Raw genomic sequence first — 12,530 nt, forward strand, 5'->3', positions numbered from 1 at the left:
ATCCGTTTACGTGCTAGCGTCTTAGCGGATAGAGAATCCGCTTATGCCTTCTGAAGGAGCCAGGGAATGAAGAAGCACACGATCGAGGCAGGCGGCCGTCGCCGGACCTACCACCATGTCGCACCGTCGTCGCCGCGCCCCGGCACGCCGCTCATCGTCGCGCTCCACGGCACCGGCCAGCAGGGACCGACGATGCGCAGGTTCAGCGGGCGCAGCCTCGACCGCCTCGCCGAGAAGGTCGGCGCGGACCTCGTCTATCTCGACGGCTACCGCCGGTCATGGAACGACTCCCCCACGCGACGGTCGAACGGCGCCGGCAAGGCAGACGTGGACGACGCGGCCTTCATCGCCGCGGTGGTCGAGGGCTTCGGTCGCCCGGCCCTTGTTGTCGGGTTCTCCAACGGCGGCTGGATGGCGCAGCGGTTCGCACGCGAGCACAGCCGGCTCGTCTCGGGCCTCGTCGTCATCGCCGCGGGGATGCAGGTCGACGAGGGGCCCCTCGAGCGCCGGCACGCGACGGCCCCGCTCCGCACGCTCGTCCTTCACGGCGATGCCGACCCGATCGTCCCGGTCGGCGGCGGCGAGGCACGGCTTCTCGGCACCAGCCACGGCATCGTCCGCTCGGCCCGCGAGACCGCGGAGGCCCTCGCCGGAGGCGGCGCGCCGCGGGAGACCGTACGGGACGGCGTCACCCAGCACGACTGGAACGACGTCCGGCTGGTGATCCAGCGCGACGCGGGTCACGTCATCCCCAACCGGACCCATGCGCCGATGCGGTTCCCGATCGGGCGCTCGCAGCGCACCATGGACACCGGCGAGGAGATCCTGAGCCACTTCCCCCTGGTCGCGCCTGCGGCTCTGGGCAGCGCTCCACGCTGGGCCTGAAGGGACCGCGGTCCGAAGCCAGGCAGGCCTTGAGCGGCCGACCGGAGCGGAACGGCTCCGCGCAGGGCGCGCTGCATGGCGGACCCTCGAGACGTCCGCCAGGATCTGCGCTCGGCAGCGTGCGAGGCGCTGGCGAGCGGCCGCACTCGGGTCCGGCGGCTCGATCTCGCCTGAGCCGCCTGACCCCATCCGGGCGGACCCTGCTGACACATGGATGCCCGCACACGTGCGTGTGCCGGCACTCATGTGTCAGCCGGAGGGCCCTGCCGCAGCCGAAGGCCGTGCTCAGGTCGGCTCTAGACGTTGAACCTGAACTCGACCGCGTTCCGTAGCCGACCACCCTGTGACGCCTCGCGAACGAAGGAAGCGGGCACCTCGAACGTCGCACCGCTCGAGGTACCCGCCCGTCACGTCGGAGCCAGGATCAGCGTCCCGCGACCACTCCTCCGTCGGGTGCAATCTCAGCGATGCGCGCGAGGTCAGCGTCGGTCAGGACGATGCTTGCGGAGGCGATGTTCTGCGCGACGCGTGCAGGGTTGCGCGAGCCGGGGATGGGGACGATGTAGTCCCGCTGCGCGAGCAGCCAGGCGATGGCGAGCTGCGCGAGGGTCGCACCCTTGTCTTCGGCGAGCGCGGTGAGCGCCTCGACGATGGCGACGTTGGCGTCGTAGTGCTCGGGGGCCCAGTACGGGATGCGCTGGCGGAAGTCGGTCGCGTCGTAGGCGGAGCGGGGCTGGACCGCGCCGGAGAGGAAGCCGCGCGCGAGCGGCGAGTAGGCGACGAGGCCGATGCCGAGCTCCTCGAGCACGGGCAGGAAAGCCTCGGACTGGCGGGCGAAGATCGAGTACTCGGTCTGGAGCACCGAGATCGGGTGGACGGTGTGTGCGCGCCGCACGTTGTCGGGCGTCGTGTTGGACAGGCCGAGGTACCTCACCTTGCCGGCGTCGACGTACTCCTTCATCACGCCCACGACGTCCTCGACGGGCACGGCCGGGTCGTGGACGTGCTGGTAGAGCACGTCGATGTGGTCGACACCGAGGTTGCGCAGGCTGTTGTCGACCACGTTGCGGACGTGGTCGGGCTGCGAGTTGGGGGCATACGTGGGCGTGAAGCCGAACTTGGTGGCAATGGTGACCTGCTCGCGGATGGGCGCGAGGGCCGCACCGAGGAGCTGCTCGCCGACGCCCCACCCGTACATCTCGGCGGTGTCGAAGTGCGTGACGCCGAGGTCGTGCGCGCCGCGGATCGCAGCGATGGACTCGGTGTCGTCGCTCGGGCCGTAGCCGACTGCGGTACCCATCGCGCCATAGCCGATAGCTGAGACGGTGAGGCCCTGACGGCCGAGGATGCGCTGTTCCATGGGGTGTCCCTTCTCGTGTGACTTTACGACAGAATACGCCTGATCTGTCTGTCTCTGACACTTGTGGCGCGCTATGATGGATCTATGAGCGAGGTCACCAAGCCCGGAGGCATGCGCGCGATCGCGCGCGACGCCGTGCGTGCACGCATCTCCGAGGTCGCGGTGGACCTCTTCGATGAGCAGGGGTTCGACAACGTCACCGTCGAGCAGATCGCCGCCGCGGTCGGCGTCTCGCCACGTAGCGTGCACCGATACTTCCCCGCGAAAGAAGACACTGTGATCGGCGATCCTGCCGGCTGGGGCGAGCACGTTCGAGATCAGCTCGCGTCCCGCCCCTCCGAGGAACCCATCTGGGATGCGCTCCTCGCGTCCTACGAGGCGCTGCTCCTGAGCCCGAGCCGGAACGAGGCACAGGGCAGGAAGGCGATGCGGGTCCTCGGCAGCACCCCGGCGCTGCGAGCCAGGAACCTAGAGAAGCACCTGCTGTGGGCCCGCCTGCTCACACCCATCGTCGCCGAACGCCTCGAAGGCAACTACCGGGAACTGCGCGCCGAGGCCATCGTCCAGGCCTCCCTCGCCTGCTTCGACATCGCCCTCACCGCGTGGGCGGAGGCCGATGCCGTCGAGAGCTCCGTGGAACTCCTCCGCCGAAGCTTCGGCGCGCTCCAACCCACCGCGTAGAGGCCCATCGCAGAGCCCCACTCTGCATCTGGGTGTCGCGCGAAACCAGCGCGCTCGGCGACTGCCCGGAGAGTCGACCCGAGCACCTGCCTCGGATCAGCGGCCAGAGGTTGAACGGGAACTAGACGTTGAACCTGAACTCCACCACGTCGCCGTCCTGCATGACGTAGTCCTTGCCCTCGATGCGGACCTTGCCCTTGGCCTTCGCCTCGGACATCGAGCCGGTCTCGAGCAGGTCGTGGAAGTGGACCACCTCAGCCTTGATGAAGCCGCGCTCGAAGTCGGTGTGGATCACGCCGGCCGCCTGCGGGGCGGTCCAACCCTTGTGGATGGTCCACGCGCGGGCCTCCTTGGGGCCGGCGGTGAGGTAGGTCTGCAGGCCGAGCGTGTCGAAGCCGACGCGCGCGAGCTGGTCCAGACCGGACTCGTCCTGGCCGTTCTCCGCGAGCATCTCGCGGGCCTCCTCCTCGGTGAGCTCCACGAGCTCGGCCTCGAACTTCGCGTCGAGGAAGATCGCCTCGGCCGGCGCGACCTGCGCCGCGAGGGCGGCCTTCTTGGAGTCGTCGGCGAGGACCGCATCGTCCACGTTGAAGACGTAGATGAACGGCTTGGCGGTGAGGAGGTTGAGCTCCTTCACGTCCGCGAGGTCCAGCTTGGCGGCGGGGGCGCCGGCGCTGAGCGCCTTGCCGGACTCGAGGATCTCCTTGGCGGCCTGGACGGCGGCGAGGAAGTTCGGGTCCGCCTTCTTGGCGCGCACCTCCTTCTCGAGGCGCGGGATGGCCTTCTCGACCGTCTGGAGGTCCGCGAGGATCAGCTCGGTGTTGATGGTCTCGATGTCGGACGCCGCGTCGACCTTGCCGTCGACGTGGATGACGTCGGGGTCCTCGAAGCCGCGGGTCATCTGGCAGATCGCGTCCGCCTCGCGGATGTTCGCGAGGAACGCGTTGCCCAGGCCCTCGCCCTCGGATGCGCCCTTGACGATGCCCGCGATGTCCACGAACGAGACCGTCGCGGGAACCTCGCGCTCGGAGCCGAAGACCTCGGCGAGCTGGCCGAGGCGCGCGTCCGGCAGCGGGACCACGCCGACGTTGGGCTCGATCGTCGCGAACGGGTAGTTCGCGGCGAGGACCTCTGCGCGGGTGAGGGCGTTGAAGAGCGTCGACTTGCCGACGTTGGGGAGACCGACGATTCCGATAGTGAGTGCCACGGGCGACAAGTCTACCGGCGGCAGGTCCCGCCGCCTGTCGGGACGATGCGTGACCCGCCTAGGCTGGGCACGTGAGCTTCGAGGAGCTGTTCAACCAGGGCGCCGCGCACCTGCGCGAGCAGAAGGACCTGGACAAGATCCGTCCCGCCACCGAGGTGGTCGGCGAGGCACCGCCCTTCGACGATGACGATCCGTTGGCGGAGCTCGACATCCCCGCGCCCGAGTAGCGGTCGCCAGTCGCGCCGCCGCCGGAGCGACTAGGCGCTACCACTGCGAGGCGTAGATCCGCCAGAAGCGACAGTGAGGCACCACTTTCGCACGCGACGCTGACCCGCCGCACGCACAGGGCCCCGGCCTCCCTTGCGGGAGAGCCGGGGCCCTGTGCTGTCTCGGTGCTTACGCGCCGAGCGGGATGTTCGCGCCGGGGATGGCGTCGAGCAGCTTCTGCGTGTACTCGGTCTTCGCGTTGGCGAAGATCTCCTCCACGCTGCCCTTCTCGACGATCTTGCCCCGCTCCATCACCGCCACGTCGTCAGCGACGACGCGCACGACCGCGAGGTCGTGGGTGATGAAGAGGTACGTGAGGCCCAGCTCCTCCTGCAGGTCGGCGAGGAGCTGCAGCACCTGCGCCTGGACCAGCACATCGAGGGCGGAGACCGCCTCGTCGAGGATGACCACGTCGGGCTTGAGCGCGAGGGCACGGGCGATCGCCACGCGCTGGCGCTGGCCGCCCGAGAGCTCGTTCGGGTAGCGCGACGCGATCATGCGCGGCAGCGCGACCTCGTCGAGCACCTCGTTGACGCGCTGCTGGCGGGACTTCTTGTCGCCCACCTTGTGCACGTCGAGCGGCTCACGGATGATCGCACCGATCGAGCGCATCGGGTCCAGGGAGCCGTACGGATCCTGGAACACCGGCTGCATCCGGCGGCGGTGCTCGAGCATCTCCGCACGGTCGAGCGCGGTCGCGTCCTTGCCCGCGATGAGGATCTCGCCCTCGGTCGCGGTCTCGAGCCCGAGCACCATCTTGGCCACGGTGGACTTGCCCGAGCCGGACTCGCCCACCAGCGCCATCGTGGTGCCGCGCGGCACCTGGAAGCTGACCTTGTCGACGGCCGTGAACGGCTCCGAGCGGAAGCCGCCCTTGCGGATCGAGAAGACCTTTGTCAGGTCCTTCACCTCGATCGCCGGCGCGCCGGCGTGATCGGCCTTGTCGACCACCGCGTGGCGGTGCGCCGAGGCGGCGACCAGGTCGATCTCCTCGCCCTGCGGGGCCTCCGCCACCGACACCTTGGTCGACTTGAGGCGCTGCGACGCGAGGCTCGGGGCCGCCGCGATGAGGCGCTTCGTGTACGGGTGCTGCGGGTTCTGGAGGATCTCGAGGCTCGGGCCGGCCTCGGCGATCTTGCCCTGGTACATCACGATGACCTTGGACGCGCGCTCGGCGGCGAGGCCCAGATCGTGCGTGATGAGCAGCAGCGCCGTGTTCTTCTCACGGGTGAGCGACTCGAGGTGGTCGAGGATCACGCGCTGCACCGTCACGTCGAGCGCCGAGGTGGGCTCGTCCGCGATGAGCAGCTTCGGGTCCGCGGCCAGACCGATGCCGATGAGCACGCGCTGGCGCATACCGCCCGAGAACTGGTGCGGGAACTGCTTCATGCGGCGCTCGGCGTCGGCCAGACCGGCCTCCTGGAGCACCTCGATCGCACGCTTGTCCGCGTCCTTCTTGTTCTTCGCCATGTTGTTGGCGAGAACGGCCTCACGGACCTGGAAGCCGACGTTCCAGACCGGGTTGAGGTTGGACATCGGGTCCTGCGGGACGTAGCCGATCTCGCGTCCACGAACCTCGACGATCTCCTTCTTGGAGGCCTTGGTGAGGTCCTTGCCACCGAACATGACGGAGCCGCCGGTGATGCGGCCGTTGCTCGGGAGCAGGTCGATGATGCCGGTCGCGGTGGTCGACTTGCCGGAGCCCGACTCGCCGACGATCGCGACGGTCTCGCCCGGGAAGATGTCGAACGAGACGCCCTTCACCGCCTGGACGAAGCCGTTTCCGGTCTGGAAGCCGATCTCGAGGTCCTTGATGGAGACGAGGGGCTCGGTGCTGTCGGTCACGGGGGTGGTCTCCTGGGTCATCCGCGGGCCCTCGCCTTCGGGTCGAGGGCGTCGCGCACGAGCTCGCCGAGCGTGATGAAGGCGAGGACGGTCACGGTGAGGAAGATCGACGGCCAGATCAGGGTCATCGGAGCGGTACGGATGCTGGTCTGCGCCGCGCTGATGTCGTTACCCCAGGACATGACGTCCGGGCCGAGGCCCACACCGAGGAAGCTCAGGGTGGCCTCCGCGACGATCGCACCGCCGAGCGAGAGCGTGAGGTACACGATGACAGGCGTGATCGAGTTGGGCAGCACGTGCGAGATGAGCGTGCCGAACTTGGTCCGCCCCGTCGCCGTGGACGCCATCACGAAGTCCCCGGACTTCACACGCAGGATCTCGGACCGCAGGATGCGGGCCAGCGAGGCCCACGCGAATCCACCGATCGCGAAGGCGAGCGTGAGGACGTTGCGGTAGTCCGAGAAGGTCGTCATGATCACGACGGCCGCGAGGATGTAGGGGATCGAGAAGAAGATGTCGCCGAGGCGGGACAGGACCGAGTCGACCCAGCCGCCGTAGAAGCCGGCGAGCGCGCCCATGACGACTCCGAGGACACCGGAGATCAGGGTGGCGAGCAGACCGACGGCGAGCGAGGTGCGCGCACCCCACACGACGCGGGAGTAGACGTCGCAGCCCAGACGCGTGAAGCCCATCGGGTGGCCCTCGGTCGGGCCGCCGTTCGAGTCGACCAGGAGGCAGCCCTTGTCGGGCGACACGTCCGTGAACAGCGAGGGGAACAGCGCCATCAGGAGGATGACGAACACCGCGGCGAGCGAGATGTAGAACAGCGGGCGACGGCGGAGCGAACGCCATGCGTCGCGCCACAGGTTCGAGGGCTTCTCGTCGAGCTTGACCTTGTCGACCTCGGCCATCTCGTTCTCGTCGAACGGTGCGACGTAGTGCTCGGGCTTAGGCATAACGGATCCTCGGGTCAAGAACGGCGTACAGCAGGTCGACCAGGATGTTGATGGCCACGTAGGCCAGCACCATCACGGTCACGAAGCTCACGACCGTGGGCCCCTCGCCTCGGATGATCGCCTGGTACAGCGTGTTGCCGACGCCGGGCACGTTGAAGATTCCCTCGGTCACCGTCGCGCCCACCATCAGCACGCCGAAGTTGGCGGCCGAGTTGGTGACGACGGGGATGAGCGAGTTGCGCAGCACGTGCACGGGGATCACGCGGCGCGCGGGAAGGCCCTTCGCGTACGCGGTGCGGACCCAGTCGCGGCTGCGCGTGTCGATCACGGTGCCGCGCATCAGGCGCATCGACGTGGTGAACAGGCTCAGCGCGAGCACGATGGCGGGGAGGAGCATGTTCGCGAAGCTCGTATCCGCGCCGACTGTCGGCGAGGCCCAGCCCCACTTGATCGCCACGAAGTACTGGGCGATGAAGCAGAGCACGAAGATCGGCACCGACATCAGGATGAGGCCGATCACGAGCGTGATGTTGTCGAACAGCTTGCCCTTGCGGAGGCCGGCGAACAGACCGAGCACCACCGCGGTGATGAACTCGAAGGCGATCGCCATGGCTGCGAGCTTCAGCGTGACCGGGAAGGTGCGCGCGAGCACGGTGCCCACGTCCTCACCCGAGAAGGTCGTGCCCAGGTTTCCCGTGAACAGATCCTTCATGTAGAGCCCGTACTGCACGATGAACGGCTGGTCCAGGTGGTACTGGGCCGCCAGCGCGTCGTACACCGCGGGGCTCGGCGTCTTGTCGCCGAACATCGCGAGGATCGGGTCTCCCGGCATGGAGAAGACCATGAAATAGATCAGGAAGGTGGTGCCGATCACGACCGGGACCGCCTGGAGGAGGCGGCGGACCACATACATCAGCATGGGCGCGCTCCTCGGATGTGCTTCGTCTGGAACATATGGTGGCCGATTCTACTCTGAGTGCCGAGTGCATCCGTCCCCACGGTGAGGATAGCCGCGCTCGAGGCCCCGTCCGGCGTGAGCAAGGTCACGCCCGACGGGGCCTCGAGGACAGACGCACTTCGCCCGCCTCGCGGTCGCGAGGCGGGCAAAGGCGGTGCTTACTTCTTGGTGATCTCGTAGAACAGCGGGACCGAGTGCCAGTCGAACTGGACGTTGTCGACGGTCTCGGCGTAGCCACCGGTCACGTTGGAGTACCAGAGCGGGATGGCCGGCAGGTCCGTGAACAGGACCTCCTGCGCCTCCTGGAACTTCGCGATGGCGTCCTCAGGCGTCGAGGCGGTCTTGCCCTCGTCGATCAGGGTGTCGAACTCCTCCGACGAGTAGTCGCCGTCGTTCGAGCCGGCGCCCGTGTAGTAGATCGGGCCGAGGAAGTTCTCGAGCGACGGGTAGTCCGCCTGCCAGCCGGTACGGAACGCGCCCGCGATGGTGCGGTTCGTCACGTCGGTGCGGAAGTCGGCGAAGGTCGCGTAGGGCAGGCCCGACGCGTCGATGCCGAGGGTGTTCTCGATCGAGTTGGTGACAGCCTCGACCCAGGTCTGGTGACCACCGTCGGAGTTGTAACCGATCGAGAAGGTGCCCGACCAGGGCGAGATCGCGTCGGCCTCGGCCCACAGCTCGACCGCCTTCTCGGGGTCGTAGGCGAGGACCTCGGAGCCGGGGATCGAGTCCGACCAGCCGTCGATGACCGGCGACGTGAAGTCGGAGGCCGGCGTACGGGTGTCCTGGAAGATCACGTTCGTGATCTCCTCGCGGTTGATCGCCATCGAGATCGCCTGGCGGCGGAGGTTGCCCTCCTCGCCCGAGAAGTGCTCGAGGTTCTGCGGGATGGTGAAGGACTGGAAGATCGCGGCGGGCTGGTTGACCGCGCGGTCGCCGAGGTCGTCGCCGAAGGTCGCGAGGTTCGCGTCCGGGATGCCGTCGATCACGTCGACGTTGTTGGCGAGGAGGTCCGCGTAGGCGGCGTCCTGCGACGCGTAGAAGATGATCGAGAGGCCGTCGTTCATGACCTCGCGCTCACCGGAGTACGAGTCGTTCACCGAGAGGTCGATCTGGACGTCGTGCTTCCAGTCGTCCGCCGAGGCGAGCGTGTAGATGCCGTTGCCGATGGGGGCCTTGCCGAAGGCCTCCGGGTCCGCGAAGAAGGACTCGGGCAGCGGGTAGAAGGCCGAGTAGCCGAGCGCGAGCGGGAACTCCGAGTTCGGCGCGTTCAGCGTGATCGTGAAGGTCGAGTCGTCGATGACCTTGAGGCCGGACATCTCGGGGTTGGAGGCGCCCTCCTCGGCGTTGTAGCCGTCGAAGCCCTCGATCTGCTCGAAGAAGTAGCTGTTGAGCGCGGTGGCCGAGTTCGCCGGGTCGGCGCCCCAGTTCCAGGCGTCCACGAAGGAGCTCGCGGTGACGGGCGTGCCGTCGGTGAAGGTCCAGCCGTCCTTGAGCGTGACGGTGAAGGTCTGGGAGTCGTCGGTCTCGATGGACTCGGCGACCTCGTTGTGCGCGGCGCCGGTGGCGTCGTAGTACACGAGGCCCGCGAACAGGGCGTCGATGATCTTGCCGCCGCCGGTCTCGTTGGTCGCGACCGGGATGAGCGGGTTCATCGGCTCGGAGCCGTTGGTCTTGATGATGGCGGCGCCGGTCGAGGCCGAGTCGCCCGCCGTCGCGGTCGAGTCGGACTCGGAGCCCTCAGGCGAGCAGCCGACCAGGACGAGCGCGGACGCCGAGGCGAGGGCCGCACCGCCGATCACGGACTTGCTGAACTTCACTTTTCCTCCTACGTGCGCCCGCCGAGCGGCGGGCTTGGATAGGCGCCGGACCGGGGTGTCGGAGCGGCGACTCGGATGCACGCTGATGACGTGCAACCCGGACAGGCTAAACAATCTCTGATTACCGGAGTGTTTCTCCGGCTGAATTGCCCCCCTTTCGTGACCAAACAGTAACCACCTGTCTCACCATGCGAGACATGTGTCGGGTCCATCACATGACATTCGGGATGATTCGGTCAAGCAGTCTCACCCCTCGATGTCAGAGGCCCCTGCGATGCTTGCGCCATGACCGAGATCCTCATCGCTGTCCTGTCACTCGCCGTCGGCGTCGCGCTGGGGGCCGCGCTCATGGTCGCCAAGAGCGGCGGGCTCCGCGCCGAGCTCGCGGAGGCTCGCGCGGGCCTGCGCGCAGCGGAGGCCCGCGAGGCACGGGCTGCCGCCGACCAGGAGACGATGCGTGATCAGTTCCGGGTGCTGGCGGCCGATGCCGCCCGCACCCTCGCGGAGACGCAGGAGCGTCGGCTCGCGGCCGAGCGCAACGCGCAGAGCGCGGAGGCGCAGAGGCGCGAGGAGACGATGCGGCGCCTGGTCGACCCGATGGCGCGCGCGCTCGACGAGGTGAAGCGGTCCACCGGGGAGGCGGACAAGGCGCGCCTCGCGACCGAGGCTCGGCTCACCGAGCAGGTGCGGGCCCTCATGGCCGCGTCCGACAAGGTGGGCCGCGAGACGGCGGGCCTGCGGACCGCGCTTCGCCGGCCCGAGGTGCGCGGCCGCTGGGGCGAGCTCCACCTGAGGCGCGTGGTCGAGGTCGCCGGGCTGGTGCACCACGTCGACTTCGTGGAGCAGGCGACCGACACCGATGAGGAGGGACGGAGGCTGCGTCCCGACATGCTCGTCCACCTCGCGGGCGGGAGGACCGTGGTGGTCGACGCCAAGACCCCCTTCGACGCGATCCTCGACCTCGACGACGAGTCGATCGACAGGGACGTGACGCTCGACCGCCATGTCGACGCCGTGCGCAAGCGTGTCCAGGAGCTCAAGGGCAAGGCGTACACCAGCCAGGTCGACTCGCGCCTCGAGTTCGTGGTGCTGTTCATGCCCGCGGAGTCGTTCCTCCAGCTCGCCCTCGAAAGGGATCCGCGCCTGCAGGAGTGGGCATGGGAGCAGGGCGTGGTGATCGCGACCCCGACCACGCTCGTCGCGCTGCTGCGCACCATCGCGCACGCGTGGCGCGAGACGGCGCTGGCGGAGAACGCGCAGCAGGTGCTGACCACCGGACGCGAGCTCTACGAGCGCCTCACCACCATGGGCGGGCACCTCGGGAGGCTCGGCAAGCAGCTCGACTCGGCGAGCAAGGCCTACAACGACACCATCGGCGCGTTCGAGCGGCGCGTGCTGCCCTCCGCCCGCCGCATGGGCTCGCTCCAGCAGCTCGACGGTGAGTTCGCGGCCACGCAGATCGACACCGAGGTGCGCGAGATCACCGCGGCCGACGTCCCGCTCGAGGAGCAGGGCGAGCTGCTCGACCGCCGCTGACCCGGATCGAGGTCACGCCCGGACGGCGCGCTCGGCCTCCTTGGCCTTGAGGTCGGCGCGGATCTCGCGCGGCAGGGAGAACATGAGGTCCTCCGTGGCGGTGCGGACCTCCTCGACGGTCTCGTAGCCCCGGTGCGCGAGGTCCTCCAGCACGTCGCGCACGAGGATCTCAGGCACCGACGCCCCGGAGGTCACACCCACGGTCGTGACGCCGTCGAACCACTCGTCGCGGATCTCGGTCGCACGGTCGACGCGGAACGAGGCGCGCGCCCCCGACTGGAGCGCCACCTCGACCAGACGGACCGAGTTGGACGAGTTCGCGGACCCGACCACGACCACCAGATCGCACTCGGGGGCCAACTTCTTGACCGCCACCTGGCGGTTCTGGGTGGCGTAGCAGATGTCGTCGCTCGGCGGGTCCTGGAGCGCAGGGAAGCGCTCACGCAGGCGGCGCACCGTCTCCATCGTCTCGTCGACCGACAGGGTGGTCTGCGACAGCCACACCACGTTCTCGGGGTCCGGGACCTCGAGCCCGTCGACGTCGTCGGGCGAGTTGACCACGATCGTGTGATCGGGGGCCTCGCCGGCGGTCCCCTCGACCTCCTCGTGCCCGGTGTGGCCGATGAGCAGGATGGTCCGTTCATCGCGAGCGAAGCGGATGGCCTCCTTGTGCACCTTGGTCACCAACGGGCACGTCGCGTCGATGGTCAGCAGGTTGCGCGCATCGGCGGCCTCGCGCACCGCGGGCGAGACCCCGTGCGCGGAGAACACGACGCGCGCGCCCTCGGGCACGTCGTCGGTCTCGTCGACGAAGATCGCGCCCCGCTCGGAGAGCGTCTCCACCACGTACTTGTTGTGGACGATCTCCTTGCGCACATAGATAGGTGCGCCGTGCAGCTCGAGCGCCTTCTCGACCGCGATGACCGCGCGGTCCACGCCCGCGCAGTAGCCTCGCGGCGCAGCCAGCAGGACGCGCTTGGTGGGGGTGTCAGGCATGCGCTCCATCCTACGTGGCAGG

The 12,530-nt window shown here is 68.5% G+C and carries 11 protein-coding genes; 4 read left to right on the top strand and 7 right to left on the bottom strand.

Annotation, left to right across the window (positions count from 1 at the left end):
* Positions 1 to 66 precede the first annotated feature (66 nt).
* The gene (locus tag AOM00_RS04635; protein WP_062516669.1) at positions 67 to 885 is read left to right on the top strand and encodes a CE1 family esterase; all 819 of its coding nucleotides are present in this window, start codon (positions 67 to 69) and stop codon (positions 883 to 885) included.
* 424 nt (positions 886 to 1,309) lie between these two features.
* On the opposite strand, the gene AOM00_RS04640 is transcribed toward AOM00_RS04635, so the two are convergent.
* Positions 1,310 to 2,245, bottom strand: a complete 936-nt coding sequence (locus AOM00_RS04640; protein ID WP_062516670.1) for an aldo/keto reductase — start codon at positions 2,243 to 2,245, stop codon at positions 1,310 to 1,312.
* An 84-nt stretch (positions 2,246 to 2,329) separates the two neighbouring features.
* Here AOM00_RS04640 and AOM00_RS04645 point away from each other — a divergent pair, with 84 nt between their 5' ends.
* Entirely contained in the window at positions 2,330 to 2,926 is a 597-nt protein-coding gene (locus AOM00_RS04645) for a TetR family transcriptional regulator (RefSeq protein ID WP_062516671.1), read from the top strand.
* Positions 2,927 to 3,047: 121 nt separating this feature from the next.
* On the opposite strand, the gene ychF is transcribed toward AOM00_RS04645, so the two are convergent.
* Positions 3,048 to 4,133 carry a redox-regulated ATPase YchF gene (gene ychF / locus AOM00_RS04650; protein ID WP_062516672.1) on the bottom strand — a complete coding sequence of 362 codons (1,086 nt, stop codon included), beginning with the start codon at positions 4,131 to 4,133 and terminating at the stop codon, positions 3,048 to 3,050.
* Positions 4,134 to 4,204: 71 nt separating this feature from the next.
* Between ychF and AOM00_RS15370 the strand changes: the two genes are divergently transcribed.
* Positions 4,205 to 4,360 (top strand): hypothetical protein, encoded by a 156-nt coding sequence (locus AOM00_RS15370; protein WP_156159030.1) that lies wholly within the window; start codon positions 4,205 to 4,207, stop codon positions 4,358 to 4,360.
* Positions 4,361 to 4,529: 169 nt separating this feature from the next.
* Here the strand turns inward: AOM00_RS15370 and AOM00_RS04655 are convergent, their stop codons facing one another.
* From AOM00_RS04655 to AOM00_RS04670, 4 genes are all read right to left on the bottom strand, one after another.
* The gene (locus AOM00_RS04655; protein WP_062516673.1) at positions 4,530 to 6,266 is read right to left on the bottom strand and encodes a dipeptide ABC transporter ATP-binding protein; all 1,737 of its coding nucleotides are present in this window, start codon (positions 6,264 to 6,266) and stop codon (positions 4,530 to 4,532) included.
* On the bottom strand, positions 6,263 to 7,201 hold the full coding sequence (locus tag AOM00_RS04660) for an ABC transporter permease (protein ID WP_062516674.1): 939 nt from the start codon (positions 7,199 to 7,201) through the stop codon (positions 6,263 to 6,265). Before AOM00_RS04660 ends, AOM00_RS04655 begins: the two co-directional genes overlap by 4 nt.
* Positions 7,194 to 8,120, bottom strand: a complete 927-nt coding sequence (locus AOM00_RS04665) for an ABC transporter permease (RefSeq protein ID WP_062516675.1) — start codon at positions 8,118 to 8,120, stop codon at positions 7,194 to 7,196. The genes AOM00_RS04660 and AOM00_RS04665 overlap by 8 nt, the downstream gene beginning before the upstream one ends.
* A gap of 197 nt (positions 8,121 to 8,317) precedes the next feature.
* A complete protein-coding gene (locus AOM00_RS04670) occupies positions 8,318 to 9,976 on the bottom strand; it encodes a peptide ABC transporter substrate-binding protein (RefSeq protein ID WP_082096587.1) in 1,659 nt (552 codons plus the stop codon).
* A gap of 285 nt (positions 9,977 to 10,261) precedes the next feature.
* On the opposite strand from AOM00_RS04670, the gene AOM00_RS04675 reads away from it, so the two are divergent.
* Positions 10,262 to 11,512, top strand: a complete 1,251-nt coding sequence (locus tag AOM00_RS04675) for a DNA recombination protein RmuC (protein WP_062516676.1) — start codon at positions 10,262 to 10,264, stop codon at positions 11,510 to 11,512.
* 12 nt (positions 11,513 to 11,524) lie between these two features.
* On the opposite strand, the gene AOM00_RS04680 is transcribed toward AOM00_RS04675, so the two are convergent.
* Positions 11,525 to 12,508 carry a 4-hydroxy-3-methylbut-2-enyl diphosphate reductase gene (locus AOM00_RS04680; protein WP_228373405.1) on the bottom strand — a complete coding sequence of 328 codons (984 nt, stop codon included), beginning with the start codon at positions 12,506 to 12,508 and terminating at the stop codon, positions 11,525 to 11,527.
* Positions 12,509 to 12,530: the final 22 nt, after the last annotated feature.

The organism is Demequina gelatinilytica (assembly GCF_000971115.1).
GTDB classification, from domain to species: Bacteria; Actinomycetota; Actinomycetes; order Actinomycetales; family Demequinaceae; genus Demequina; species Demequina gelatinilytica.